This is a genomic window from Streptomyces sp. 6-11-2 (assembly GCF_006540305.1).
Classification (GTDB): domain Bacteria; phylum Actinomycetota; class Actinomycetes; order Streptomycetales; family Streptomycetaceae; genus Streptomyces.
Genome location: NZ_BJOR01000001.1, coordinates 3899780 through 3926305, shown reverse-complemented (window position 1 = coordinate 3926305; position 26526 = coordinate 3899780). Strand labels below are relative to the sequence as shown.

Genomic DNA, 26526 nt, shown 5'->3' with positions numbered 1-26526 from the left:
TCGGGATGTACTGATGGGTCCAGGGTAATGGACGCGGTCAGGGGCGTGAAACCCGTTTGCCACTGTCCACGATGGCCCCCATTCCGTGGTTCACCACAGCCGCCGTACTCCTCTGGACCCACGGCAACCCATCGTCATGTGTCGCCGCGTCCCTCCAGCCCCTCCGCCAGCACCTCCGCCAGATGGCGTCCCCGTACTCCGGCCAGCTGGTCCAGCTGAGTGCGGCAGGAGAAGCCGTCCGCGAGGACCACCGTGCCGGCCGGAGCCCGCCGTACCGACGGCAGGAGCTGTTCCTCGGCGCAGGCGGCCGACACCTCCCAGTGGCCCTTCTCGAAGCCGAAGTTCCCGGCCAGGCCGCAGCAGCCGCCGGACAGCTCGCCGGTCAGGCCGGCCGCCTCGCGCAGGCGCCGGTCGGCCGCGTCGCCCAGCACGGCGTGCTGGTGGCAGTGGGTCTGGCCGGCGACCGGGCGGTCCAGACGGGGCGGGGTCCAGCCGGGGGCGTGACGCCGCAGGGCCTCGGCGAAGGTCAGCACGCGATCGGCCAGGCGGCGGGCCCGCGGGTCGCCGGGCAGCAGCTCCGGCAGGTCGGTGCGCAGGGCGGCGGCGCAGCTCGGTTCCAGGACGACGACCGGCGCGTCGGTCTCCAGCACCGGTTCCATCAGGTCCAGGGTGCGGCGCAGCACCACGCGGGCCCGCTCCAGCTGGCCGGTGGAGACGTACGTCAGGCCGCAGCAGACGCGGCCCCGGCCCCGTAGGACGGACACGGGGTTCAGCAGCGCCGAGCTTCCGTCGCCCACCGGAGGGCGGCGCAGACGCAGGGTCGGCGGGAGCGCCACCCGCAGTCCGGCCGCCTCCAGCACGCGGACGGCCGCCCGGCCCACGGACGGCGACAGGTGCTCGGTGAAGGTGTCCGGCCACAGGACGACCAGATCGCCCGTCCCCTCCCCGCCGTCCACCCGTGCGTCCGTCCGCGTGCGCCACCATCGGGTGAACGGCTCGCACGCCAGACGCGGGATCCCTCGTTCGGGTGTGATTCCACCGAGCCGTTTCACGGCCGACGCGAGCGGCCGCAGGGCGGCGAGCGCGTTCAGCAGTGGCGCGGTGCGCGTACGGGCGGCCCAGCGCAGCCACACCGGAAGCCGGCCCAGCGCGTAGTGGGCGGCCGGGCGGCGCCGTCCGGCGTAGTGGTGGTGCAGGAACTCCGCCTTGTACGTGGCCATGTCCACCCCGACCGGGCAGTCGGACCGGCACCCCTTGCACGACAGGCACAGGTCGAGCGCGTCGCGGACCTCGGCCGACCGCCAGCCGTCGGTCACCAGCTCACCGGCGAGCATCTCGTGCAGCAGCCGGGCACGCCCGCGCGTGGAGTGCTCCTCCTCTCCCGTGACCCGGAAGGAGGGGCACATGACTGCGGCGCCCGACACCTCGGTCGTACGGCACTTCGCGACCCCGACGCACCGGCGCACCGCCGCCGAGAAGTCCCCTCGGTCGGCCGTGTAGCCGAAGGCCACGTCGACCGGGCGGCGCGGCAGCACGGCGAAGCGAAGGTTCGCGTCCAGGGGCGCCGGGCGGACCAGCATCCCGGGATTGAGCAGGTCGTCGGGGTCCCACACCCCCTTGGCCTGCTCGAAGAGGGCCACCGTCCGCTCGCCGTACATCGTCGGCAGCAGCTCGGCGCGGGCCTGCCCGTCCCCGTGCTCCCCGGACAGCGAACCGCCGTGCGCCACCACCAGCTCGGCCAACTCCCGCGAGAACCGCCGGAACCGGCCGATCCCGGCCGGGGTCAGCAGGTCGAAGTCGATGCGGACGTGGATGCAGCCGTCCCCGAAGTGCCCGTACGGGGCGCCCCGCAGACCGTGGGCGGCCAGCAGCTCCCGGAACCGCCGCAGATACGCGCCCAGCCGCTCCGGCGGCACCGCGCAGTCCTCCCACCCCGGCCATGCCTCCGTGCCGTCCGGCATCCGGGTCGCCGTACCGCTCGCGTCCTCCCGGATCCGCCACAGCGCGCGCTGCGCTGCCGGATCCCCGACGATCGCGGCGTCCACGGCGTCGGCCGCCCGCACGATCGCCTCGGCACGCGTGCGTGCCTGCCCCGCCGTCTCCCCGCCGGTCTCCACGAACAGCCAGGCGTCCCCGCGCGGCAGCCCGGCCGCCGCGGACGGCACCAGGTCCCGCGCCATCCCCTCCACCGTCAGCGGCCTGTACGGCAGCAGTCCGGCCGCGGCGTCGGCGGCGGCGCCCTCGTCGGCGTACCCCAGCACGGCCAGCACGCGCGCGGGGGGTGTCTCGACGAGCCGTACGACCGCCTCCGTCAGCACGCCGAGGGTGCCCTCCGAGCCGCAGAAGGAGCGCGCCACGTCCGCGCCGTTCTCGGGCAGCAGGGCGTCCAGGGCGTACCCGGAGATACGGCGGGGCAGCCGCGGGAAACCGGTCCGCAGCCGGGCGAGCTCGCTCTCCGCCAGCTCCCGCAGCCCGTCCGGCGCCCCGGCCCACCCTCGCCCGAGCCGCAGCCGCTGCCCGCGCGCGGTGAGCACCGACAGCTCCCGCACACTGTCCGCGGTCGTCCCCCAGACCACCGAGTGGGAGCCGCACGCGTTGTTGCCGATCATCCCGCCGAGCGTGCACCGGCTGTGCGTGGACGGGTCCGGGCCGAAGCGGAGCCCGTGCGGCGCGGCGGCCTCCTGGAGCCGGTCCAGGACCACGCCCGGCTGGACCACGGCGGTCCGCTCCCCGGGGTCGAGGTCCAGCACCCGGTTCATGTGCCGGGTGAAGTCGAGCACCACGCCCGTCCCGGTCGCCTGGCCCGCGATCGACGTCCCGCCGCCCCGCGCGACCACCGGCACTCCGCGCGCCCGGCAGACCTCGAGGACCGCCGCCACGTCGTCGGCGTCCCGCGGAGCCACCACGCCCAGCGGGACCCGCCGGTAGTTGGACGCGTCCATGGTGACCAGCGCCCGTGAGGTGACGTCGAACGCCGCCTCCCCGCGCACGGCCCGGCGCAGCTCCGCCCGAAGCTCCGAAAGATCCCCGAGATCGGTCATGCGTCCAGGATGCACGCGATCGTTTTCGCGGCCGTCTCACCCGGCGGAATGTGTTTCACCCGGATTTCTCCGACCGCTACTCTCCCGTTCGTGGCTGAGATCCGGATTCCCTCTGACATCAAGCCCGCGGACGGACGTTTCGGCGCGGGACCCTCCAAGGTGCGGACGGAGGCGCTGGACGCCCTCGCCGCCACCGGCGCATCCCTCATGGGCACCTCCCACCGCCAGGCCCCGGTGAAGAACCTGGTCGGCCAGGTGCGCGAAGGCATCCGCGAGCTGTTCCGACTTCCCGACGGCTACGAGGTCGTGCTCGGCAACGGCGGCTCGACGGCGTTCTGGGACATCGCGACCCACGGTCTGATCGAGAACAAGTCGCAGCACCTGACCTTCGGCGAGTTCAGCTCCAAGTTCGCCAAGGCCGCCAAGCTCGCCCCCTGGCTCGCCGAGCCGACCGTCGTCTCCTCCGACCCCGGCACGCACCCGGAGGCCCGGGCCGAGGCGGGCGCCGACGTCTACGCCTTCACCCACAACGAGACCTCCACCGGTGTCGCCATGCCCATCAGGCGCGTGGCCGGCGCCGACGAGGGCGCCCTGGTCCTGGTCGACGCCACCTCCGGCGCCGGCGGCCTCCCGGTCGACATCGCCGAGACCGACGTCTACTACTTCGCCCCGCAGAAGTCCTTCGCCTCCGACGGCGGCCTGTGGATCGGCGTGTTCTCCCCGGCCGCGCTCGAACGCGCCGAGCGCGTCCACGGCTCCGGCCGCCACATCCCGGAGTTCTTCTCGCTGCCCACGGCGATCGACAACTCCCGCAAGAACCAGACGTACAACACCCCGGCGCTGGCCACCCTCTTCCTGCTCAACCAGCAGCTGGAGTGGCTCAACGGCCAGGGCGGCCTCGCCTGGTCCACGGCCCGCACCAAGGACTCCTCCTCCCGGCTCTACGCCTGGGCGGACGAATCCAAGTACGCGACCCCGTTCGTCACGGACCCGGCCAAGCGCTCCCAGGTCATCGGCACGATCGACTTCTCCGACGAGATCGACGCCGCCGCCGTCGCCAAGGTCCTGCGCGCCAACGGCATCGTCGACACCGAGCCCTACCGCAAGCTCGGCCGCAACCAGCTCCGCGTCGCGATGTTCCCGGCCATCGACCCGGCGGACGTCGAGGCCCTCACGAAGTGCGTCGACCACGTGATCGAGCGGCTGTAGCGTCTCCCGCACACAGCAGCGAAGGGCGCCCGGCGAACAGGCGGGCGCCCGCGGTCACGGAGGCGGGCAGGCATTCCCGCCGCCGGCGGAGGGTCCGATGAGTGTCCTCGAGTGGTTCATCCTGTCCGTCTGCGTCTGGACGGCCTGGTCGGTGTGGGGTGTGCACCACCTGCCCGTGTGGCGGCGCGGGCTGCCGGCGCTGCTGCTCGTCACCGGCGTGGCAGGCGTCGTCCTCGTCTCCGGGTACGGCTCGCACTCACCCGCGGCCCGGATCACCAAGGCCGCTTGTGTCCTCCTGGTCCTCGCGTCATGGGCGATGAGCCTGTGGGGACGGCGAAGCAGGCCCGTCTCCTCAGCGACCGGCGGCTGACAGTTCGACCCTGGCGGCGACCGGTACGTGGTCGCTGCCGGTGGTGGGCAGGGTGCGGATGTCGGTGACGGTCGCCGAGCGCGCCATGACCTGGTCGATCCGGGCCAGCGGGAAGGCCGCGGGGAAGCTGAGCGCGAAGCCCCGTTCCGCCACGTTCAGCCGTGAGGTCAGCGGGGCGAGGCCGCGGTCCTCGACGGTGCCGTTGAGGTCGCCCAGCAGGATCACCGTTCTCAGCTCCTCGGCCGCGACGGCCTCGCCCAGCAGCCGGGCGCTCTCGTCGCGCCGGGCGGACGTGAGGCCGCTCGCCCGGAGGCGGAGTGAGGGCAGGTGCGCCACGTACGCCGCGACCCGGCCGTGCGGCGTCTGCACCTCGGCCCGCAGTCCGCGGTTCCAGGGTTCCGTGATCCCACGGGGTTTGATGTCCAGCGCCCGCGCACCGGTCAGCGGATGCCTCGACCAGAGTCCGACGGTGCCCCGGACCTCGTGGTACGGGTAGGCGGCTGCGAGGGTCCGCTCGTAGACCGCCAGGGCCGGGGGCACCAGTTCCTCCAGCGCGATGAGGTCCGGCCCGGCGTCGGCCAGGGCGCGGGCCGTGCCCGCCGGATCGGCGTTCTCGTCGCTGACGTTGTGCTGCACCACGACCAGTTGGCGCGCGCCGGGCGCCGTCGCGGGCAGGAGCAGCCCGCCGAAGAGGTACGTCCAGGCCGCCACCGGCAGCAGCAGAGCCACCAGTGCCACGGCGGAGCGGCGCAGCAGCGCCAGGGCGAACAGCACCACGACCACCAGGCCGAGCCACGGCAGGAACGCCTCCAGCAGACTGCCCACACGGCCCACGGAGTTGGGCACGGCCCGGTGGAACACCAGCAACCCGGCCGTCAGCACCGCGAACCCGGCAAGCACCCGCCCCCGCCGCCGCGCCGCCCGGCACCCCGCGCCTGCCGGCGCCTCCTGGCTCGGAGCGCTCCGCCCCGCCCGGCGCCGCGCCCACGACGGCACCGCCGCCCTCACCGCTGCCGCACCGCTGTCCGCCCGCCCCCGACCCACCCCGGCTCCCTCTCCGCTCGGCCTCTCCAACCAAGACGATCAGCCGAGTGGAACAGTTTCCGCCATCAGGGACTGAAAAGCGGCGCCGCCCGTCCCTCAACCGCAAGGCGCCCGGCGTCGATCGCCCGGGCGCCTCGCCGTCGTCACGCCGCCGTGCAGCTCAGGCTCGGCGCACCCCCGCTCCCGGGCGCGCCCCCGAAGCCGAAGGAGGCCGAACCGCCCGCCGCGATCGCCCCGTTGTGGGCGGCGTTGACCGCCGTCACGGTCGCCCCGCTCTGGGTGTACGACGCGTTCCACATGGTGGTGACCTTCTGGGACCCGCTCCAGGTCCAGGTCACCTTCCAGGACTTGATCGCGGTGGAGCCGGTGTTGGTCACCGTGACATCGGCGTTGAAGCCGCTGCCCCAGTCGCTGCTGACGACGTACGTGGCCCGGCAGGCGGTCTTGCCGCCGCCGTCGCCGCCACCGTTGTCGCCACCGCCGTTGTCACCGCCCCCGGTGCTCGGGAAGCCCGGCGCCTTGACGGTCGCGAGGTATCCGTCCTTCACCGTGTCCACGGTCTGCCAGTCGTCCTTCAGGATCCCACCGGTGTCACCGGAGTTGGGGTTCCAGGACCAGAAGGTCCAGTGGAAGGAGTCACCGCCGTACGTCGAGGTCGGGCGCAGGTAACTCACCAGCGCCGCCAGCCACTTCTGGTCCACCGTGGACTGGAGCGTGGTGCCGAACTCGCCGACCCAGACGGGGGCGATGTTCTGCTTGAAGATGTAGCCCCAGTACTTGTCCCAGATCCCCGGCATGTTGCTGGGGAAGGACGGGTCGCTGAACCAGGTCTGCTGGGCGACGCTGGTGGCGTAGTCGTGGGCGGAGTACACGACCCGGTTGGCCACGTCGAGCCGCACCGGGTACTGGCCGACGCCCATCAGGTTGCCGCCCCACCAGCCGGAGACGCCGTTGAAGGTCTGGATGCCCTCGACGAAGATCAGCAGGTCGGGGTTGACGGAGAGGACCGCGTTGCCGGCCCGCTCGGCGGCCAGCCGCCAGTCGGTCGCCTGGTCCCCGCAGCCCCAGCAGGCCGGGTCGTGGGGCTCGTTGTGCAGGTCGATGCCGATGACCGTGGCGTTGCCCTTGTAACGGGTCGCCAGCGACTTGAGGTTGGCGATCCACGTCGACTCGGGGACGGACGCGGTGTACCAGAGGGCCGACTGGCCGCCCGAGTCCGGCCGGTGGCGGTCGAGGATGACCTTCAGCCCGTCCTGGCCGGCGTACGCGACGATCTTGTCGATGACCTGGAGGGAGGTCAGCCCTTGCAGGTCGGCGTTCTTGCCGGCGGAGAAGTCGATGCTCGAGGGCATCGCGCCGGACTTGAGGATGTCGTCGCTGTAGGGCAGCCGGATGGTGTTGTAGCCCAGCGACTTCATCTGGTCGATCATGCTCTTGTAGTCGCGGGACCACAGGCCGTGGACGACCTGGTTGCTGGTCTCGAAGCCGAACCAGTTGATGCCGGCGATCCGGACGGACTGTCCGGACGCGTCCAGGATCTGGCGTCCGCTGGTGTGCCAGTAGCCGGCGCCGCCCGCGGCGGGGGCCGCGTGCGCGGTGGCCGGCAGGCCGAGTCCCAGGCCCAGCGGTAACAGGAGCGCCGCCGCGGCAGCGCAGAGCGCTCTTCGCAAGGTGCGGAACATGGTGCTGCTTCCTCCCGAGGGGGCCGCGGGACCGGAACGAGTGGGAGCGCTCCCACACACCCGCGCCTCCCAGTGGAAGGCAGGCGGCGACCGCCCGTCAAGAGCGTCGACGCAACAAACGCCTCAGCCCCCACACCGCGGCCACCACGCCGGCCACCACGGCGACGGTGCCCGCGCCGAAGCGGCCGCCCCCGTCCGGACCGGCCCCGACTGAGTTCGAACCGCCCTGCGGGGAGGGCGACTTGGCGGACCCGTCGGCCTCCGGCGCGTCGCGCACCTGCACCGGGCTGTCGGAGCCCTCGCTGCCGTACAGCAGCTTGGTGCCGTCCACGCTGTAGGTGACGGACTCCCCCTGCCTCTGGAGCGGCACGTCGAGCTGGCCCACGCGCTTGATCCTGCCGCCGTTCCAGTCGTAGTGGATGCCGCCGAAGTAGCCGCGCACGGCGAGGTGCGTGCCGTCCGGGGAGAGGGCGGCGTCGGTGGCCCACAGGTCGACGGGGGCGATCGGCTTGAAGACGTTCGTGCCCGAGGGGGACAGTTCGGCCGGGCCCTCGTAGAGGTGACCGCCGTCCTCCTTCTTGTCGATGATGTAAACGCGGCCCGTCTTCGGGTGCACGACCATCGACTCGGCGTTGCGCGGACCGTCCGAGTACTTCACGACGTACTGCGTGGCCCGGATCGTCTGGTCCTTCAGCTCCTTCGGCTCGGGCAGCCGGTAGATCCACACGTACGGCCAGGAGCCGTCGAGGTTGTCCCCGATGTCGCCGAGGTAGATCTGGTTGCCGGGACCGATGGAGATGGCCTCCGCGTCGCGGGGTTTGCCGATGCCGCTGAGGGTGATGGTGGCGACGGTCTCGCCGGTCCTGCCGTCCACGGCGTAGATCTGCGGGCCGTACCCGCTGTCGTTGTGGGTCCAGTAGACGCCCGGATGCAGGTGCGAGGCCGCGAGGCCGCTGGACTCCTTGATCCGCGGGTCCTTGATCGTGAACCCGTCGTCGCCGTCGGCGGCAAGGGCGGCGGGCGCGGCGAGCGCACCCACGAGAAGGGCCCCGGCGAGCAGGGCGAACGGTCGGCGCATCCCCCAAGCCTGCCATCCCGCACGGATGTTCACACTGCGTGGCGGGCCTCACATCGCACCGCCGACGCCCGTCGTCCATGATGAGCGGATGCTCAGGTTCATGCCCGTCGGCGACTCCATGACGATCGGCAGCGCGGGCGAGCACACCTGGCGTTACCGTCTGTGGCGGCACCTGTGCGCGACGTACGGCGGCCCCTTCACCCTCGTCGGCCCGCGCGAGACGCTCTACGACACGTCGGCGGACGCGCCGGTCTCCCTCGCCTACGCCGATCCGGACTTCCCCCGCGCCCATCTGGCCGGCTGGGGCGAGGGCTGGGGGCACATGGTCCCGCTCGTCGGCGACGCGGTGCGCGAGTGCCGCGCGGATGTGCTGCTGGTCTCGCTCGGCCTGATCGACCTGGGCTTCTACACGAACGCCGAGCAGACGGCGGTGCACGTGGAGGCCTTCGTGGCACAGGCGCGGGCCGCCAACGCGCGTATCCGCGCGGTCCTGCTCCCGGTGATCACGAACATCCGCGCCGAGGCCGACCCGCTCTTCGCCACGGAGGTGGACCGCTTCAACGAGCTGCTGGCCGAGGCGGTGGCCGGTCTGGACGAACCCGGCTCCCCGCTGCTCCTGGCGCCCCCGCCGCCGACGTATGACATCCACACGGACACCTACGACGGCACCCACCCGAACGAGAGCGGCGAGCACAAGATCGCGGCAGCGTTCGCGGGGGCGCTGCACCAGGGGTGGGGGTGGGGTGGCGAGTACGAAGGGTGAGCGCTCACTGGCATATGCACGCCGCCCCGTGGCCCGGACGCGGCACCTGCCCTGGTAGGGGTCGGCGATGAGGTACACGGGGACACCGGCGAGCGCGGAGGACTCCTGCACCTGCGAGCTGCGTGTCGACTACGGAACCGCCGTCGACACGAGCACCACCCACCTCGGCCTCGTCCTCAGGACCGACGAGTTCCCCCGCGACTGACCACCGCCGTCCCGCCCCGTCCACAACCCCCCTTGCATCGAGCGCACTCCAAGACGTTGGCTTGTGGACCATGAGGTACACACAGCTCGGACGCACAGGACTCAAGGTCAGCCGACTGGTGCTCGGCACGATGAACTTCGGTCCGCAGACCGACGAGGCGGACAGCCACACGATCATGGACGCGGCGCTGGACGCGGGGATCAACTTCTTCGACACGGCCAACGTCTACGGCTGGGGCGAGAACAAGGGCCGCACCGAGTCGATCATCGGCAACTGGTTCGCCAAGGGCGGGGACCGGCGCGACAAGGTCGTCCTGGCCACCAAGGCCTACGGGAACATGTCCCCGGACAACTCCACCGTCTGGCCCAACCACGACAAGCTCTCCGCCCTGAACATCCGGCGGGCCGTCGACGCCAGCCTCAAGCGGCTGCAGACCGACCACATCGACGTCTACCAGTTCCACCACATCGACCGGGACACCCCCTTCGAGGAGATCTGGCAGGCCGTCGACGTACTGATCCAGCAGGGCAAGATCCTCTACGTCGGTTCCTCCAACTTCCCCGGCTACAAGATCGCCCAGGCCAACGAGATCGCCGCGCGGCGCTCCGGCACCATCGGGCTCGTCAGCGAGCAGTGCCTGTACAACCTCGCCGAGCGGCGCGCCGAGATGGAGGTGATCCCGGCCGCGCGGGACTACGGCCTCGGGGTCATCCCCTGGTCGCCGCTGCACGGCGGGCTGCTGGGCGGTGTGATCAAGAAGCAGGTCGAGGGCGGCCGGCGCGCTTCCGGCCGGTCCGCCGACGCGCTCGCCGACACCGCCGTGCGCGACCGGATCCAGGCGTACGAGGACCTGCTCGACAAGCACGGTCTGGAGCCCGGCGAGGTCGCGCTGGCCTGGCTGCTCACCCGGCCCGGCGTGACCGGCCCGATCGTCGGTCCGCGCACCGCCGAGCAGCTCGCGTCGGCGCTGCGGGCGGTCGAGCTGGAGCTGAGCGAGGAACTGCTGGCCGGACTCGACGAGATCTTCCCGGGACCGGGTCCGTCGCCGGAGGCCTTCGCCTGGTAGGCACCTCCCGCGCCGCCCGAGCGGCCGTACCGCCCCTGGCGTCCGTGCTCCGCGTCACCTGCCGAGCGCGGACGCCAGGGCGACGACGGCGAGCATCAGCACAAGCGCACCGGCCATGATCCGGTTCCGGGTTTTCGGGTCCACGTACTCGAGACTAACCGGCCGCCCGCAGTGGCCAGCGGCCGACCGGCTCGTAGCGGGGCCGCTCACCCAGCACCCCGGACCTCGGCAGCAGGCTGCGCACGAGGACCAGCTCCTCCACGGTCCACGCATCGCTCGCGAAGTCCCGCAACGCCTGGACGTACGGCCGCACGTCCAGGCCGTCCCGGCCGCGCGCCACCGTCAGGTGGGCCTGGTAGGGGCGGTGCTCCTTCATCGGCACACCCGCCTTCCGCGCCGCCGCCTCCGCGCGGTCGGCCAGCAGCCGCAGGGTCGCGAGGTCGCCCTCCGCCCCCGTCCACAGCGCCTTGCCGCGCCCGAACTGTCCTCCCCCGCGCAGGGCGAGCGGGAAGGCCCCGGTCCGGTGTGCGGCTTTCTCCAGGCGGGCCGACAGCTCGGGTACGACCTCCTCGCCGACCTCGCCGTAGAAGGCGAGCGTGAAGTGCCAGGCGGGCCGCTGCGTCCACCGCAGCCGGTCCGCGCCCGGCAGCTTCCGCAACCCGGCGATCTCGGCCGCGAGCGCGCCGAGCACGTCCCGCGGGGGCAGTACGGCGGCGAACAGTCTCATGGGCCCAGTGTCCCGCCGCGCTCCCGGACGTGACCTGGTCACCGTGCGTATCGTTGTACCGCGCGGCTGCATGCGACCGAGCAGCAGCGGGGAGGAGCGGCACGGTGACTGTTCTGGCAGACAGGAACGAGATGGCCGACCACAGCGACGAGCCCACCCTCGACGAGATGTTCGAGTGGCTGGAGCAGATGCACATCCCCGAAGGTTTCAAGACCGAGATCGTCGAGGGGGGCATCTTCGTGACGCCACAGCGGGACACCCACTGGGAGATCATCCTGGACATCGTCGAGCAGTTGCGCTCCACGTACCCGCGCAAGCGCGTGAAGTCCGACGTCCGCATCGACTACCCCGGACACCTCAACGGCTTCGCCTCCGACGTCGTCGCCCTCGCGGAGGGTGCCCGGAAGGACGAGAAGGGTCACTGGCGTCCCGGGGACGTCGAGCTGGTCGCCGAGGTGATCTCCCAGGGCACGGCCCGGAACGACTACGGCCCGAAGAAGGACGCCTTCGCGGCCGCCGGAGTGCCGGTGTACCTGATCGTGGACCCGTACACCGGCACATGGCACCTGCACACCCTGCCCAAGGACGGCGAGTACCGCGGTGTCCTCAGCCTCGACTTCGGTGACGAGATCGACCTGAACGACACTCCGGTGGGCCTCGTCCTCAAGACCGACGAGTTCCCCCGCGACTGACCCGCGCCCGGCGAAACGGCCGCACCCGGCCTACGCCGCGGCGGCCAGCTCCTTCCGGTGCTCACGGGGGACCAGGTCCACGCGGGGGTGTCCGCGGTTCCAGCCGAACGACAGGCGCAGTCCGCCGACGCGAGCCAGAACCAGGCCGATGGTGGCGGCCGCGGCGAGCGAGACGACACCGCCCACGGCGAAGCCGACCCGGGCACCGTAGGCGTCGGTTATCCAGCCGACGAGGGGCGCGCCCAGCGGCGTACCGCCCATGAAGACCATCATGAACAGGGCCATCACCCGGCCGCGCATGGCCGGGTCGGTACCCATCTGCACCGCGGTGTTCGCCGTGACGTTGACCGTCAGGCCGAAGATCCCGATGGGCGCCATCAGCAGCGCGAACAGCCAGTACGACGGGGCCAGCGCGGCGACGATCTCCAGCGCGCCGAAGGCCGCGGCGGCCGCGATGAGCACGCGCAGCCGGGCGGTGCCACGGCGGGCCGCGAGCAGGGCGCCGATCAGGGAGCCGACCGCCATCACGGTGTTGAAGAGACTGTAGGCGCCGGCTCCGGCGTGGAAGACCTGCTCGGCGTAGGCCGACAGCCACACCGGGAAGTTGAAGCCGAAGGTGCCGATGAAGCCGACCAGGACGATCGGCCAGATCAGCTCGGGGCGGCCGGCGACGTAGCGCAGGCCCTCGCGGAGCTGGCCCTTGCCGCGCGGCGCGCGCTCGACGACGTGCAGTTCACGGGTGCGCATCAGCAGCAGGCCGACGATGGGGGCGACGAAGGACAGGCCGTTGGCGAGGAACGCCCAGCCGGTGCCCACGCCGGTGATCATCAAGCCCGCGACGGCGGGGCCGATCAGACGGGCGGACTGGAAGTTCGCGGAGTTCAGGCTGACCGCGTTCTGGAGCTGCTTCGGGCCGACCATCTCCGAGACGAAGGACTGGCGGGCCGGGTTGTCGACGACCGTGGCGAGGCCCACCGCGAACGCGGCGAGGTAGACGTGCCACACCTGGACCTGGCCGGTGAGGGTGAGCACGGCGAGCGCGAGGCCGGTGACGGCCATGGCCGACTGGGTGACGAGCAGCGTGGGCCGCTTGGGCAGGCGGTCGACGAGGACGCCGCCGTAGAGGCCGAAGAGCAGCATCGGCAGGAACTGGAGCGCCGTGGTGATGCCGACGGCGGCCGAGGAGCCGGTGAGGCTCAGGACCAGCCAGTCCTGCGCGATGCGCTGCATCCAGGTGCCGGTGTTGGAGACGACCTGGCCGAGGAAGAAAAGGCGGTAGTTCCTGACCCTCAGCGAGCTGAACATCGAGGACTTGCGGGGGGTGTCGGGGGCGGTTCGGGAATCGTGGGTGGTCGGTGCGGGGGCGGAGTCTGCTCCGGATCCCGTACTCAAAGGGGTTCGCCTCCTTGCCCGGCTGCTCACTCGCCGAGTGGTACGTGTTTTACAGGTGTGCGAGCTTCTCCAGTACGGGGGCGGCGGCGCTCAGTTTGGCCCACTCGTCCTCGTCCAGACCCTCGACCAGACCGGCCAGGAAGGCGTTCCGCTTGCGGCGGCTCTCCTCCAGCATGGTTTCGGCCTGGGCGGTCCTCGTGACCACCTTCTGACGCCGGTCCTCGGGGTGCGGCTCCAGGCTGACCAGCCCCTTGGCCTCCAGCAGCGCCACGATGCGGGTCATCGACGGCGGCTGCACGTGCTCCTTGCGGGCGAGTTCGCCCGGTGTGGCGCTCCCGCAGTTGGACAGGGTGCCCAGCACCGACATCTCGGTGGGGCTCAGCGACTCGTCGACGCGCTGGTGCTTGAGCCGACGGGACAACCGCATCACGGCGGAGCGCAGGGAGTTCACGGCGGCAGCGTCGTCGCCATGGGTGAGGTCCGGCATGTTCTTTAGCGTAACTCATTACTCTCGCTAAATACCACCGCGAACACGCCCTGCGCCCGTGACTCCCGCCACTGAAGATCACATCACTCTTTCGGGTGATCCATGCACGGAACAGGACACCTCGCACGGAAGGGTCCCGCGACCCTCGTGTCCATGGGGACCAGTGTGCTCAGCCTGCGCATGGACCACGAGCTGCTCGAACGGCTCAGGTGCCACGCCGCGAAAAGAGGAATGAGCGTCCAGGACTATGTCGTCCGGACGCTCATTCGGGATGACTTCGACGAGCGGTTCCAGGCCGCCGTCGAGGAGACGGAGAGGTTCTACGGGGTCACGTGACCCGCGCCGGACCCGGTTCGGATCAGGTCAGGCCGAGGGCCGGCATCAGGTAGTAGAAGGCGAAGACCGCCGCCACCACGTACATCGCCACCGGGATGTCCTTGCCGCGGCCGGCCGCCAGGCGCAGCACCACGAAGGTGATGAAGCCCATGCCGATGCCGTTGGTGATCGAGTAGGTGAACGGCATCATCACCATCGTCACGAAGGCCGGGATGGCGATCGTGTAGTCCGCCCAGTCGATCTCCTTGACCGAACCGGACAGGATCAGGAAGCCCACCGCGAGCAGGGCCGGGGTGGCCGCCTGGGACGGCACCATGGTCGCGATCGGGGTCAGGAACAGCGCCACGGCGAACAGGGCACCGGTGACGACGTTGGCGACGCCGGTCCTGGCGCCCTCGCCGACGCCCGCCGTCGACTCCACGAAGCAGGTGGTGGCGGAGGAGGAGCTGGCGCCACCGGCGGCGACCGCGATGCCGTCGACGAAGAGGACCTTGTTGATGCCGGGCATCTGCCCCTGGGCGTCGGTCAGCTTCGCCTCGTCGCTGATGCCCATGATCGTGCCCATGGCGTCGAAGAAGGTCGACAGCAGCACGGTGAAGACGAAGAGGACGCCGGTGAGCACGCCGACCTTCTCGAAGCCGCCGAACAGGCTGACCTTGCCCAGCAGGCCGAAGTCGGGGGTGGACACCGGGCTGCCCGGCCACTTCGGGGTGGTCAGACCCCAGGACGGCACCTTGGCGACGGAGTTGATCACGACTGCGAGGACGGTCATCGCGATGATCGAGATCAGGATCGCGCCGGGCACCTTGCGCAGGATCAGCGCCAGCGTGAGCAGCGCGCCCAGGATGAAGACGAGAACCGGCCAGCCGTTGAGGTGACCGTCGGCGCCGAGCTGGAGCGGGACGGTGGTGTGGGCGGCGTCCGGGATACGGGAGACGAAACCGGAGTCGACGAGCCCGATCAGCATGATGAACAGGCCGATACCGATGGCGATGCCCTTGCGCAGGCCGAGCGGCACGGCGTTCATCACGCGCTCACGCAGTCCGGTGGCCACCAGCAGCATCACCACGAAGCCGGCGAGGACGACCATGCCCATGGCGTCCGGCCACGACATGCGCGGCGCCAGCTGGAGCGCGACGACCGTGTTGACGCCGAGACCGGCGGCGAGCGCGATCGGCACATTGCCGATGACACCCATGAGGAGCGTGGTGAACGCGGCGGTCACGACGGTGGCGGTGACCAGCTGGCCGTTGTCGAGCTGGTGCCCGTACATGTCCTTCGCGCTGCCCAGGATGATCGGGTTCAGCACGATGATGTAGGCCATCGCGAAGAAGGTGGCGAAACCGCCGCGGACCTCCCGGGACAGGGTGCTGCCCCGCTCGGAGATCTTGAAGTAGCGGTCGAGAGCGCCGTACGGGGGCGGCGATCCCGGCTGCTCGGGGGCGGAAGCCTTGGCGGTGGCCGAGGTGGACATGCGGGTGACCTCAAGGGTGCGGGTGGGTACGGAGTTCCGAGCCGGACCGAGGACCGAACCAAACCGACGACCAACAGGTTCCCCCAGGTCCCTGTCGCGACCTTGTTTGTCGATTCCTACGAAGAGAAGTGGCCAGACTCGAACTGTTTCAGTATGAACATATGAAGCCGAAAAGACCATCTCCGCGCGTAGACCACGGCCCTGCCTGGGGCGGGACGCTTCTCACCCGGGACCCGTAAGCTGAACCCCATGGCGAAGTGGACCCCCAAGCACGAGGCGCCGGAGCCCCTGGAGGGCCCCGTGGTCGCCACCATCACCGGCGGCACGATCGTGTGGTTCGTCCTCTTCCTGGTCCAGCTCCCCTTCTACGGCTGGTTCCACGACCACGGCCACACCTGGTGGCTGTGGACCTGCCTCGCCGGCGGCGGCCTGGGCCTGATCGGCATCTGGTACGTCCGCAAGCGGGACGCCGCCATCAAGCGGGCGGCGGCGGAGCGGACGGGGCTGCCGCAGCAGCCGACGTCCGCGGAATAGGCGCCCCCGCACACCCGACGTGAGCGGGGGCGGACCGGGGCAGGGTGCCCTGCCCCGGCCGAAGGCCCCCGGACCGGGGCCGACCGCGTCAGCGGACGACGTCGGTGCCGTGGGCGGCGTCGTCGATCTCGGCCGCGAACGGAGCGCCCTCCCAGTCACCGGCGACGGTGACGGCACGGGCTCCGCACAGACCGGCGATCCGAAGGCGCTCGGCCGCGTCCTCTCCGGCGAGCACCGCGCTGAGGTAGCCGGCGGCGAACGCGTCTCCGGCGCCCACCGGGTCGACCACGGCGACCGGCTGGGGCCGCTGCCGGTGGAGGACCCCGTCGACGCACGCGACGCTGCCGGCGGAGCCGAGCTTGATCACGACCTGGCCGGGACCGAGTCCGGCGATGGCCCTGGCCTGCCCCTCGGGGTCCTTCTCGTCGGTGAACAGCAGGGCTTCCTCGGTGGTCGCGAAGAAGATCTCGGCCTTGCCCAGCAGATGGCCCAGGACCGGGCGGGCCCGGTCCTGCGGCCACAGCCGGGAGCGGAAGTTGACGTCGAAGGAGACGGTGACGCCGTGCTCCTCGGCGAGGGTGACGGCCCTGCGCACCGCGTCGGACGCGGACGCGCTCAGGGCCGGTGTGATGCCGGTGACATGCAGGATCCTCGCGCCGGCGATCACGGCCTCGTCCAGATCGGCGGGCGCGAGACGGGAACCGGCGCTGTGCGTGCGGTAGTAGCCGACCTGCACCCGGCCCGAGGCCTGGCGGGTCTTCAGCATCAGGCCGGTCGGCGCGGGATCGCGCACGATCGAGGTCGAGACGGCCTCGGCGCGCAGTTCCCGGGCGATGAGCTCGCCGACCTCGTCCGTGCCCAGCCGGCCGATCCAGTGCGCGGCGTGGCCGAGCCGGGCCAGCCCTATGGCCACATTGCTCTCGGCGCCGCCGAAGCCGAGCCGCAGGGTCGGCTGCCGGATCAGCGGCACGTTCGCCGGCTGGGTGAGCAGCCCGAGGGACTCGCCCAGGGTGACGACTTCGGGACCCATCGCGCTCACACCGCTTCCTCGATGGACTTGAACAGGGTGGCCGCGCGCCGGTCCAGCACCGATACGTCGCCGTCGCGCAGCGCGCTGCCGGTGAGCGCGCCGCCCAGGCTGACCGCGACCGCCCCGGCGGCCACATACGAGCCCGCCGTCTCCACGGTGATCCCTCCCGACGGGACGAACGGGATGCCGGGGAACGGTTCGCGCAGGCTGCGCAGGTGGCCGGGGCCGCCGGTCGCGGCGGGGAAGATCTTCACGGCGTCCGCGCCGAGGGCGCGGGCCCGCATCACCTCCGACGGCGTCCAGGCGCCGACGATGCTCGGCACCCCGTGTGCGGACGCGATCCGGGGCAGCTCGTCCACCAGGCCGGGAGACACGGCGAACCCGGCTCCGGCGTCGATCGCGGCGCGGACGAGGGCCTCGTCGGTGAGGGTGCCGGCGCCGATCACCGCGTCGGCCGAGAACTGCCGGACGGTCCGTTCCAGGACTGCCGGGAAATCCGGGGTGGTGGCGGTCAGTTCGATCGTTCGCACTCCGGCGCGTATGAGCGCGGCCACGGTGGTGGCGAGGTGCTCGGTCGTCGCGGGGCGCAGGACGGCCACGACACGGGTCTCGGTCAGGGCCACAGGCAGGGGCAGGGGGGCCGCCGATTGGGCCACGGAACAGCTCCTTCTCACAACAGGGTGCCGGGGGCGGGCTGCCTGGTCGCCTTCGGCGAGGCAGGACACGCCGTTGGTCGGGTGTGGTCAGCGGGACCCGGTCGGGCTTCTGCCGCGCCGCGCGAGCGGGCCCCGGCCGGGTCCGTCACCGGGGCGGCCGTCGTCATCCGCGGCCTCCCCACCGCTGCGAGATGTCGCGGGCCGCCGCTCTCACCAGGGGCACCACCTGCGAGACCCGCTCCGGTGGCATGCGTTCCTCGGGTGCCGACACGCTGATCGCATGGGTCGCGGCTCCGGTCACGTCGAAGACCGGGGCGGCGACGCAGCGCACCCCCGCCTCGTTCTCGACGTCGTCGATCGCCCAGCCGCGGGCACGGGACCTGGCGAGCTCGGCGCGCAGCGCGTCGCCGTCGGTGATGGTGTTCCCGGTGCGCGGGGCCATGCCCGCCGCGATCACCGCGTCGACCACGGCGTCATCGGCGTGGGCCAGCATGGCCTTGCCGACGCTGGTGCAGTACGCCGACTGGGTGCTGCCGACCCGCGAGGCCATCCGCACGGGAAGCGGGCTGTCGACCTTGTCGACGTAGACCACGTGCGGGAAGTCCGCCGTGACCAGGTGAACGGTCTCGCTCGTCGCGTCCGACAGACCCTTCAGCACGTCGCGGGTGTCGCGGTGCGGGTCGTTCCCGGCCAGATACACCTGGCCGAGCTGGGCGTTGCGCCAGCCGAGCCGGTACGCGCCGCTGGGCAGGACCTGGACGAAGCGGGCGTCGACGAGCGGTTGGAGCAGCCGCAGCACCGTGGACTTGCTCAGGCCCTGCTGTGCGGCCAGCTCGGTGAGCGTGCAGCCGTGGCCCTCGACGTCGTCACCGAGCCTGATGAGGATCCCGAGCGCCCGGCGCAGCGAGGCCGAGTTGTTGCGTGCGCCGGGGGTGGGGGCGAGCCGGTCGGTCAGGACGAGCCTCCTCGTCGAATCGCGCGGCCGGCCGTGGCGTTGCGCAGGTGGCCGTCGCGGAGTGCGAACGCGCCGCCGTTCACCACGTGGTCCACACCGTCCGCGAACTGCCGTGAGTCGTCATAGGTTGCCGGATCGACGTGCTGGGTCCCGCGCCGATCGCACGCAGCATCATAAGCATGCGCCGTGCATTGCAAGGAGAAATTCTGCATTGCACAACAGTCCGCCACCACGGCCGAGTTGACCGCCGCGCCGCCCGACCGCGTCCGGTGCCGTCCCCGGGGACCGCGCCCCTGGGACGGCCGTCCCGTCGTGCACCGTCCGTACGACCGCCGTACGAGGCCTCTCCTCCCCAGGTCGGATCTTCCGCCCTCTCGACGAGTAAAGCCGCACAACCGCACGTACCGTCGAATGCATGACGCACATCGACGCGGGCGCGGAGCTTGACCCGGTGCACCCTGTGCCCCTCCCGGCGGTCCGGCCGAACGGACTCACCTCGGCCGAGGTCGCGGAGCGCATCGCCCGCGGCGAGATCAACGACGTGCCGGTGCGCAGCAGCCGCTCCCTGCCCGACATCGTCCGCGCCAACGTCTTCACCCGGTTCAACGCGATCATCGGCGTCCTGTGGGTGATCACCCTGTTCGCCGCCCCGATCCAGGACAGCCTGTTCGGCTTCGTGATCATCGCCAACACGGGTATCGGCATCATCCAGGAGTGGCGGGCGAAGAAGACCCTCGACTCGCTCGCCGTCATAGGCGAGGCCCGCCCCACGGTGCGCCGCGACGACACCGCCGTCGAGATCGCCACCTCCGAGATCGTCCTCGGCGACCTCATCGAGATCGGCCCCGGCGACAAGGTCGTCGTCGACGGAACCTGTGTCGAGACCGACGGTCTGGAGATCGACGAGTCCCTGCTCACCGGCGAGGCCGACCCCGTCGTCAAGCGGCCCGGCGACCGTGTGATGTCCGGCAGCTTCGTCGTCGCCGGCGGCGGCGCCTTCCAGGCGACCAGGGTCGGCCGCGGCGCCTACGCCGCCCAGCTCGCCGAAGAGGCCTCCCGCTTCACGCTCGTCCACTCCGAGCTGCGCACCGGCATCTCCACCATCCTCAAGTACGTGACCTGGATGATGGTCCCGACCGCGATCGGCCTGGTCATCAGCCAGCTCGTGGTGAAGAACAACGACCTCAAGGAGTCCGTCGCCCGCACCATCGGCGGCATCGTCCCCATGGTCCCCGAGGGACTGGTCCTGCTCACCTCCGTCGCCTTCGCCATCGGCGTGATCCGGCTGGGCCGCAAGCAGTGCCTCGTGCAGGAACTGCCCGCCATCGAGGGACTCGCCCGCGTCGACACGGTCTGCCTGGACAAGACCGGCACCCTCACCGAGGGCGGCATGGACGTCACCGAGCTGCGATCGCTGGACGGCTACGACGAGTCGTACGTGCGCAAGGTCCTTGGCGCGCTCGGCGAGTCCGACCCGCGCCCCAACGCCTCCCTCCAGGCGATCATCTCCGCCTATCCGGACAGCGAGGAGTGGCGCTGCGTGGAGTCGCTGCCCTTCTCCTCGGCCCGCAAGTACAGCGGCGCCAGCTTCAGCGAGGGCGACGGCGATTCCAGCACGTGGCTGCTGGGCGCCCCGGACGTGCTGCTGCCCGCCGAGGCCCCCGCCCTGGCCGAGACCGGGCGGCTGAACGAGCAGGGCCTGCGCGTGCTGCTGCTCGCCCGCGCCGCCCGCGACCTGGACGACCCGGAGGTGGCCCGGACCGTCCGGCCCGCCGCGCTCGTCGTGCTGGAGCAGAGGCTGCGGCCCGACGCCGCCGAGACCCTGCGCTACTTCGCCGAGCAGGACGTCCGCGCCAAGGTCATCTCCGGCGACAACGCGGTGTCCGTCGGCGCGGTCGCCGCGAAGGTCGGCCTCGACGGCACGGCCGTGGACGCCCGCCGGCTGCCCGCCGAGCGGGACGAGATGGCCCGGGACGTGGACGAGGGCACGGTGTTCGGGCGGGTCACCCCGCAGCAGAAGCGGGACATGGTGGGCGCGCTCCAGTCACGCGGGCACACGGTCGCGATGACCGGCGACGGCGTGAACGACGTGCTGGCGCTGAAGGACGCCGACATCGGCGTGGCGATGGGCTCGGGCTCGGAGGCCACCCGGGCGGTCGCGCAGATCGTGCTGCTGAACAACAGCTTCGCCGTCCTGCCGTCCGTGGTCGCCGAGGGGCGTCGGGTGATCGGCAACATCACCCGGGTCGCGACCCTGTTCCTGGTGAAGACGGTCTACTCGGTGCTGCTGGCGGTGCTGGTGGTCTGCTCGCAGGTGGAGTATCCGTTCCTGCCCCGCCACCTGACTCTGCTGTCCACGCTGACCATCGGCGTCCCGGCCTTCTTCCTGGCCCTCGCCCCGAACACGGAACGGGCCCGGCCCCACTTCGTACGGCGGGTCATGCGCTACGCGGTACCGGGCGGGGTGGTGGCCGCCGTGGCGACCTTCGTGACGTATCTGGTCGCCCGCCACCACTACACGGGGCCGGGCGCCCTGGACGCGGAGACCAGCGCGGCCACGCTGACGCTGTTCCTGGTCTCGATGTGGGTCCTGGCGATCGTCGCCCGCCCCTACACCTGGTGGCGGATCGCGCTGGTGGCCTCGATGGGCGCGGCGTTCCTCGTCGTCCTGGCCGTGCCCGCGCTCCAGGACTTCTTCGCCCTGAAGCTGGAGGGCACGGCCATGCCGTGGCTCGCGGTGGGCATCGCGGTGGTGGCGGCGGCCGTCCTGGAGTTCCTGTGGAAATGGACCGGCCGCCGCTTTCCCGTCTAGTGCTGTGACCGGGAGGCCGAGTGGCTTACTTCTTCACGCGGACCAGGTCGCCCGGGGCGTTGACCGCCGGGGTGTTGGAGGTGCCCGCGAAGCTGAAGCGGTAGTAGCCGTCGGCGGTGGACTTCACGGTGGTCTTGAGGGCGCCCGTGGAGTTCGTCTTGACGGTCTTCAGCGTCTTGTAGGTGGTGGTGCCCTTCTTACGGAACTGCAGCTTCACCGCCTGACCGCTGTAACCCGAGTACTTGCCGCTCTCCCAGTTGGCCCGCGACAGCTTCCCGCTGACGGTGACGCTCTTGCCCTTCTTCACCGGCTTGGGCTTGGCGCTGGTGGTCAGCTTGGAGTTGCGCTGCACCAGCGTGGTGCCGAGGCCGCCCTTCTCGGCGATACCGACCTTGCTGAAATCGATGTCGTTGGACTCGAGGTCCTGGCCGTTGTACGCGACGGCCACGGCGCCCGCGCGCCACGAACCGGCTTCGGCGTTCCGCAGTTCCCCATCGGCCGGATAGATGTCGATCTTGCCCTTGCAGTTGGCCGTGGTCTGCGAGGTGACGGAGCAGCTGGCCGGGTCGTCGCCGAAGAGCACGTTCTGCGGCCTGTCGAAGGAGCCCTTGTAGAGGTACGGGCCGGTGAAGAAGTCCTTGGCGCGCACGTCCACGTCGGCGCCGAACTTCATCGTGTAGGTGATCGTGGTGGACACGTGGCCGGCGGTGCCGACCTTGAGGGCCTTGGCGACCTTGAGGTTGGAGAAGGTGACGTCCAGGTCGTACGGCATGTCCTCGTCGGCGGCGACGCGGGCGCTGATCCCGGTCTTGGCGGCTGAGGGCGATTGGGCGGCCTGGAAGACCTTCGCGACGTCCGCGCGGTAGGTGGAGGGACCGGCGGCGTGCGCGGCGGGCACGGCGAGGGCGGAGAGGGCCAGGGCGCCGGACACGGCAGCCACGGTGGCTCGTATACGCATGCGTTTCCCCAGGTGGAGAAAGGGGGCCGGCGCCGGCCGTTCCTCGCGGTTCGTCCTCGGCGCCGGGCCCAATGATCGTGGAGTCTGTCTGACTCACATGATGAGATCCCTGATCCGTGAAGAAGGTTGCGCGGAAATCTGGATTTCCTGTGAGTGGCCTGTATGTGCCCGACGGGCGCCCGGTCCACGAAGCCGGCCCGGGAGAGTCCGGGCCGGCTACCCGGCGAGCGGGTCACTTCGTCACGCGGACCAGGTCCGGGTTACTTCGTCACGCGGACCAGGTCGCCCGGGGCGTTGACCGCCGGGGTGTTGGAGGTGCCCGCGAAGCTGAAGCGGTAGTAGCCGTCGGCGGTGGACTTCACGGTGGTCTTGAGGGCGCCCGTGGAGTTCGTCTTGACGGTCTTCAGCGTCTTGTAGGTGGTGGTGCCCTTCTTACGGAACTGCAGCTTCACCGCCTGACCGCTGTAGCCCGAGTACTTGCCGCTCTCCCAGTTGGCCCGCGAGAGCTTCCCGCTGACGGTGACGGTCTTGCCCTTCTTCACCGGCTTGGGCTTGGCGCTGGTGGTCAGCTTGGACAGACGCTGGACGCTGAAGCTCTTGACGTTGTCCTTCTGGAGGTAGTCGCCGTCCTTGGCGGCGGCCACGGCCCACACCTTCCAGGTGCCGGCGACCTTGTTGATGAGGTTGTACCGCGGCTCGAGGGTGAACGTGGAGGTGCACTTCGACGTCGTCGCGTCCACCTTGGTGCACTTGGCGGTGCCGTCCTTGCTGTTGGCCACCGCCCCGCTGTCGGCCTTGTCGACGTTCGGGCCGTGGAACAGGATCACCTGTGCCCAGTCGATGCCGGAGTCGTCCGTGGCGGTGAACGTGACGGTGACGTTCTTGGCGGCCGTAGCACCGACCACGACCGGCTTGCCGCCGTTCACCACGACGTTGGAGATCTTGGTGTCTCCGGACACGTCGTCGGCCTGGGCGGCCGGGACGGCGAGGGCGGTCAGGGCGAGTGCGCCGGCCGCGACGGCCACAGTGGCTCGTATGCGCATGCGTTCCCCAGGTGGAGAAAGGGGCCGCGCCGGTCGTTCCTCACGGTTCGTCCTCGGCGCCGGGCCCAATGATTGTGGAGTCTGTCTGACTCACGTGATCAGATCCGTGACCGCCGGGGATGGTTGCACGGAAGCTTGGATTTTTTGCGGGAATACCGGCGGAAAGAGTTCCTCCACGGTGCGCCGGCGATGGTCGCGCTCCGGGTAGGCCGCGCGCATCATGTCGAACAACTGCCTTCCGGATCGCCTCAGTTCGGTGAGATCGACGCCGGGGATCGAGCCGTCGCGCATGACCACCCTGCCCGCGACCATCGTCAGGACCGCGTCGCGGGCGGTGCCGTTGAGCACCAGGGTGCGCAGCGGATCCTCGGTGACGCCCATACGGAAGTCGTCCAGGGCGAACGCCGACAGGTCGGCCGTGGCCCCCGCGGCCAGCCGGCCGAGATCCGGTCGGTGCAGCGCGGTCGCCCCACCGGTCCACAGCGCGTCGAAGTAGCCGGTGAGGTGCCCCTGGCCCAGGTCTCCGGCCTGGAGCTTGGCCACCTGGGCGCCCACGTCGATTCCCCGGATCAGGTCCGGCGGGAAGGAGTCGGTGCCCAGGCAGAGGTTCACCCCCCGCGCCCGGTAGCCGGCGAACGTGTGGAGGTTGTGGGCATAACGGGCGTTCGTCAGCGGGCAGTGCACGATCGAGACGCCCGCGTCGGCCAGCACCGCGACATCTCCGGTGTCCCTGCCGAGCACCTCGGGGTGCACGTCCAGCACGACCCCATGAGGAACGATCAGCCGGTCGGACAACAGCCCGGAGTCGGCGATCAGTTGCAGCGGGGTACGGCCGTAGGCGCGCTGGATGCAGTCACGCTCCGACATGCCCTGCAGAGCGTGCAGGCGCACCAGCGCGCCGCGCTCGCGCGCGGCCCGGGCGACGTCGCCGAGCAGCTCGGGGAGCAGGGTCTCGATCCGGCAGGGCAGCAGCACCCCGGTCACGAGGGGATCGGCGAGCCGGGCCGTGTGGTCCAGGAAACGCAGCGCCTCGGCCAGACCACGCCGGCCGGCCTCCTCGTCGAACATCACGGTCCGCTTGCCGTCGGCGCCGATCACGTTCACCCCGGACCGGAACGACGGTCCGAGGAAGCCCCGCAGACCCAGCCGCGACGACACCTCGGCCATCGCCACGAAGTCCTCACAGGTCTCCGCCCAGTCGCTGTGCACCTCCGAGGCGATCGGCATGTAACTGGTGATGCCGTGCAGGGCGAGCTGGACCAGCGCGTACTCGCGTACCGCGCGGCGTTGCGCGGCGTCGAACACCGCCCGGGGCGCGGCGAAGTACTCGGCCGACCAGGTGAAGCCGGACGCCAGATCCGGGGACGCCCAGGAGTCCAGGATCAGATGGTCGATGTCGGTGAGGGCGTCCAGGTCGATCAGACCGGGGGTGACCACCGCGTCACCGAGGTCGATACGCACGTCGGCCTGCCGCCGGTCGAGTTCGGCGCGATCACCCACATCGACGATGGTGTCGCCGTCGATCAGCACGGCGCCGTCCGGCACCTCCACGTGCGAGCGTCCGTCGTGGGCGATCACCCAGGAAGCAGTGACCAGGGTCTTCATCGACGCGCCTTCCAGATTTGGTACACCAACTGACTGAAACGGTCACCCTGATCCGGGAACGGTCCATGCTTCCCTGGGTCCAGTAACGACCGGATAAGGCTCGCGCAAACTTTTACACAAGCCGGAAACTGCGTCCTACAAGGGCTGATGTCCCAGCAATGACGATGCGCCGGGTTGCCGTCGAACCCTAGTAGAAATCGCGATTCTTGGTATACCGTTTCGGCCACCTCCCCGCCCCCTGAGCACCAAAGGATCGGACGTGCCGGATCCGCATGAGCCGCCGAGCCCGCCGCGCCACGCCGACGCGCCGAAGCCCACTGATGGGCAGGTGGCCACTCTTCCTCCCCCACAATCCGTGACCACGACCGCCGAGCGCGGGCCCGCCGCGGAGATCGCCACCGCGCGGTCGCTGCTGGGCACGGCGTGGCTTCGGATACGGCGCAGCCGGATCGCCATCGCCGCCCTGATCGTGGTGGCCCTCATGGTGCTGTTCGCGATCCTGGCCCCGGTGTTGGTCGCCATCGAAGGATCGGACCCGTTCACCTCCCGGACGGGGCCGGACTTCCTGGACTCCTTCTACGCGCCGGGCCTGCCGCTGCCGTACTACCGCTTCCCCTCCAGCGAGCACTGGCTCGGCCTCGAACCGGGGCTCGGGCGCGACATCTTCGCCCGGATGGCCTACGGCGCGAGGATCTCCCTGACCATCGCGCTGCTGTCCACGGTGGTGTCGGTGGTCCTGGGCACCGTGCTCGGCGCCGCCGCCGGATACTTCGGCGGCAAGATCGACATGGTGATCAGCCGGGTGATGGACCTGTTCCTGGCCTTCCCCCACCTGCTGCTGGTGCTGTCGCTGACCCCGATCATGCAGTCCCGGCTGCGTGGCACCGCCCTCGACTCGGGAAGCCTGGTACCGATCGCCTCACTGGTGATCATCCTCGGCTTCTTCGGCTGGGCCTACCTGGCCCGAGTCGTGCGCGGCCAGGTGCTCTCGATCAGGGAGCAGGAGTTCGTCGAGGCCGCACAGGCCTACGGGGCCTCGCACCGGAGCATCATCCTGCGGCAGATCATCCCGAACGTCATGGGCGTCGTGCTGGTCTACGCGACCATGATGATCCCCACCAACATCACCGCAGAGGCGGCCCTGTCCTTCCTCGGGGTCGGGGTCAAGGACCCGACCCCCTCCTGGGGCCAGATGCTCAACGCGGCCCAGGCAGGCAACTGGTACCTGTCCGACCCGTGGTTCCTCGCCGTCCCGGCGGGAGCACTGGTGATCACCGTGCTCGCGTTCAACCTGCTCGGCGACGCGGTCCGGGACGCGCTGGACCCCAAGTCCTCCCGAAGCTGATCTCCCCCGACGCGCCGTCCTC

25 protein-coding genes are annotated in these 26526 nt (G+C 70.8%); 10 read left to right on the top strand and 15 right to left on the bottom strand.

The annotated features are described in order from the left end of the window. Positions 1 to 134: 134 nt before the first annotated feature. A complete protein-coding gene (locus TNCT6_RS17160; RefSeq protein WP_141360194.1) occupies positions 135 to 3041 on the bottom strand; it encodes an FAD-binding and (Fe-S)-binding domain-containing protein in 2907 nt (968 codons plus the stop codon). A 90-nt stretch (positions 3042 to 3131) separates the two neighbouring features. Between TNCT6_RS17160 and serC the strand changes: the two genes are divergently transcribed. Both serC and TNCT6_RS17150 read left to right on the top strand, forming a co-directional pair. Next, a complete protein-coding gene (gene serC, locus TNCT6_RS17155) occupies positions 3132 to 4250 on the top strand; it encodes a phosphoserine transaminase (RefSeq protein WP_100568970.1) in 1119 nt (372 codons plus the stop codon). Positions 4251 to 4347: 97 nt separating this feature from the next. Beyond that, a complete protein-coding gene (locus TNCT6_RS17150; protein ID WP_141360193.1) occupies positions 4348 to 4620 on the top strand; it encodes a hypothetical protein in 273 nt (90 codons plus the stop codon). On the opposite strand, the gene TNCT6_RS17145 is transcribed toward TNCT6_RS17150, so the two are convergent. The 3 genes from TNCT6_RS17145 to TNCT6_RS17135 form a co-directional block, all read right to left on the bottom strand. Next, a complete protein-coding gene (locus TNCT6_RS17145) occupies positions 4603 to 5520 on the bottom strand; it encodes an endonuclease/exonuclease/phosphatase family protein (RefSeq protein ID WP_141360192.1) in 918 nt (305 codons plus the stop codon). The genes TNCT6_RS17150 and TNCT6_RS17145 overlap by 18 nt on opposite strands. A 287-nt stretch (positions 5521 to 5807) precedes the next feature. Next, a complete protein-coding gene (locus TNCT6_RS17140) occupies positions 5808 to 7346 on the bottom strand; it encodes a cellulase family glycosylhydrolase (RefSeq protein ID WP_141360191.1) in 1539 nt (512 codons plus the stop codon). A 97-nt stretch (positions 7347 to 7443) separates the two neighbouring features. After that, entirely contained in the window at positions 7444 to 8424 is a 981-nt protein-coding gene (locus TNCT6_RS17135) for a WD40 repeat domain-containing protein (RefSeq protein WP_141360190.1), read from the bottom strand. A gap of 88 nt (positions 8425 to 8512) precedes the next feature. Between TNCT6_RS17135 and TNCT6_RS17130 the strand changes: the two genes are divergently transcribed. The 3 genes from TNCT6_RS17130 to TNCT6_RS17125 all read left to right on the top strand — a co-directional run bounded on the left by TNCT6_RS17130 (position 8513) and on the right by TNCT6_RS17125 (position 10458). Continuing rightward, positions 8513 to 9187, top strand: coding sequence for a GDSL-type esterase/lipase family protein (locus tag TNCT6_RS17130; RefSeq protein ID WP_141360189.1), 675 nt, complete (start codon positions 8513 to 8515; stop codon positions 9185 to 9187). 67 nt (positions 9188 to 9254) lie between these two features. Continuing rightward, on the top strand, positions 9255 to 9392 hold the full coding sequence (locus TNCT6_RS39905) for a hypothetical protein (RefSeq protein WP_172632931.1): 138 nt from the start codon (positions 9255 to 9257) through the stop codon (positions 9390 to 9392). Positions 9393 to 9462: 70 nt separating this feature from the next. Then, positions 9463 to 10458 carry an aldo/keto reductase gene (locus TNCT6_RS17125; RefSeq protein ID WP_141360188.1) on the top strand — a complete coding sequence of 332 codons (996 nt, stop codon included), beginning with the start codon at positions 9463 to 9465 and terminating at the stop codon, positions 10456 to 10458. Between the two features lie 154 nt (positions 10459 to 10612). Here TNCT6_RS17125 and thpR read toward each other — a convergent pair whose 3' ends face one another. Continuing rightward, positions 10613 to 11185, bottom strand: coding sequence for an RNA 2',3'-cyclic phosphodiesterase (gene thpR / locus TNCT6_RS17120; protein ID WP_141360187.1), 573 nt, complete (start codon positions 11183 to 11185; stop codon positions 10613 to 10615). A gap of 104 nt (positions 11186 to 11289) precedes the next feature. On the opposite strand from thpR, the gene TNCT6_RS17115 reads away from it, so the two are divergent. Continuing rightward, positions 11290 to 11877 (top strand): Uma2 family endonuclease, encoded by a 588-nt coding sequence (locus tag TNCT6_RS17115; protein WP_172632930.1) that lies wholly within the window; start codon positions 11290 to 11292, stop codon positions 11875 to 11877. Positions 11878 to 11907: 30 nt separating this feature from the next. Here TNCT6_RS17115 and TNCT6_RS17110 read toward each other — a convergent pair whose 3' ends face one another. Next, positions 11908 to 13269: an MFS transporter gene (locus TNCT6_RS17110; protein WP_141360186.1), complete on the bottom strand. Its 1362-nt coding sequence runs from the start codon at positions 13267 to 13269 to the stop codon at positions 11908 to 11910. Positions 13270 to 13318: 49 nt separating this feature from the next. Beyond that, the gene (locus tag TNCT6_RS17105; protein WP_100568981.1) at positions 13319 to 13756 is read right to left on the bottom strand and encodes a MarR family winged helix-turn-helix transcriptional regulator; all 438 of its coding nucleotides are present in this window, start codon (positions 13754 to 13756) and stop codon (positions 13319 to 13321) included. Between the two features lie 153 nt (positions 13757 to 13909). On the opposite strand from TNCT6_RS17105, the gene TNCT6_RS17100 reads away from it, so the two are divergent. Then, positions 13910 to 14092 (top strand): ribbon-helix-helix protein, CopG family, encoded by a 183-nt coding sequence (locus tag TNCT6_RS17100; RefSeq protein ID WP_141360185.1) that lies wholly within the window; start codon positions 13910 to 13912, stop codon positions 14090 to 14092. A 22-nt stretch (positions 14093 to 14114) separates the two neighbouring features. Here TNCT6_RS17100 and TNCT6_RS17095 read toward each other — a convergent pair whose 3' ends face one another. Further along, positions 14115 to 15566, bottom strand: coding sequence for an NCS2 family permease (locus TNCT6_RS17095; RefSeq protein WP_141360184.1), 1452 nt, complete (start codon positions 15564 to 15566; stop codon positions 14115 to 14117). A gap of 249 nt (positions 15567 to 15815) precedes the next feature. Here TNCT6_RS17095 and TNCT6_RS17090 point away from each other — a divergent pair, with 249 nt between their 5' ends. Further along, a complete protein-coding gene (locus TNCT6_RS17090) occupies positions 15816 to 16100 on the top strand; it encodes a DUF2530 domain-containing protein (protein ID WP_141360183.1) in 285 nt (94 codons plus the stop codon). An 88-nt stretch (positions 16101 to 16188) separates the two neighbouring features. On the opposite strand, the gene TNCT6_RS17085 is transcribed toward TNCT6_RS17090, so the two are convergent. The 4 genes from TNCT6_RS17085 to TNCT6_RS17070 form a co-directional block, all read right to left on the bottom strand. After that, positions 16189 to 17130, bottom strand: coding sequence for a sugar kinase (locus TNCT6_RS17085; protein ID WP_141366522.1), 942 nt, complete (start codon positions 17128 to 17130; stop codon positions 16189 to 16191). A 5-nt stretch (positions 17131 to 17135) separates the two neighbouring features. Next, positions 17136 to 17786, bottom strand: a complete 651-nt coding sequence (locus TNCT6_RS17080) for a bifunctional 4-hydroxy-2-oxoglutarate aldolase/2-dehydro-3-deoxy-phosphogluconate aldolase (protein WP_172632929.1) — start codon at positions 17784 to 17786, stop codon at positions 17136 to 17138. Between the two features lie 163 nt (positions 17787 to 17949). Beyond that, positions 17950 to 18690: an IclR family transcriptional regulator gene (locus TNCT6_RS17075; protein ID WP_301184425.1), complete on the bottom strand. Its 741-nt coding sequence runs from the start codon at positions 18688 to 18690 to the stop codon at positions 17950 to 17952. A gap of 47 nt (positions 18691 to 18737) precedes the next feature. Next, positions 18738 to 18953 (bottom strand): hypothetical protein, encoded by a 216-nt coding sequence (locus TNCT6_RS17070; RefSeq protein ID WP_141360180.1) that lies wholly within the window; start codon positions 18951 to 18953, stop codon positions 18738 to 18740. 203 nt (positions 18954 to 19156) lie between these two features. Between TNCT6_RS17070 and TNCT6_RS17065 the strand changes: the two genes are divergently transcribed. Beyond that, the gene (locus tag TNCT6_RS17065; protein ID WP_141360179.1) at positions 19157 to 21553 is read left to right on the top strand and encodes an HAD-IC family P-type ATPase; all 2397 of its coding nucleotides are present in this window, start codon (positions 19157 to 19159) and stop codon (positions 21551 to 21553) included. A 25-nt stretch (positions 21554 to 21578) separates the two neighbouring features. Here TNCT6_RS17065 and TNCT6_RS17060 read toward each other — a convergent pair whose 3' ends face one another. The 3 genes from TNCT6_RS17060 to TNCT6_RS17050 all read right to left on the bottom strand — a co-directional run bounded on the left by TNCT6_RS17060 (position 21579) and on the right by TNCT6_RS17050 (position 25159). Beyond that, entirely contained in the window at positions 21579 to 22511 is a 933-nt protein-coding gene (locus TNCT6_RS17060) for a hypothetical protein (RefSeq protein WP_141360178.1), read from the bottom strand. Between the two features lie 260 nt (positions 22512 to 22771). After that, the gene (locus tag TNCT6_RS17055) at positions 22772 to 23554 is read right to left on the bottom strand and encodes a DUF5707 domain-containing protein (protein WP_141360177.1); all 783 of its coding nucleotides are present in this window, start codon (positions 23552 to 23554) and stop codon (positions 22772 to 22774) included. 90 nt (positions 23555 to 23644) lie between these two features. After that, entirely contained in the window at positions 23645 to 25159 is a 1515-nt protein-coding gene (locus tag TNCT6_RS17050; RefSeq protein ID WP_141360176.1) for a chlorohydrolase family protein, read from the bottom strand. Between the two features lie 355 nt (positions 25160 to 25514). On the opposite strand from TNCT6_RS17050, the gene TNCT6_RS17045 reads away from it, so the two are divergent. Continuing rightward, positions 25515 to 26504, top strand: a complete 990-nt coding sequence (locus TNCT6_RS17045) for an ABC transporter permease (protein WP_253266133.1) — start codon at positions 25515 to 25517, stop codon at positions 26502 to 26504. The last annotated feature ends 22 nt before the right edge of the window (positions 26505 to 26526 follow it).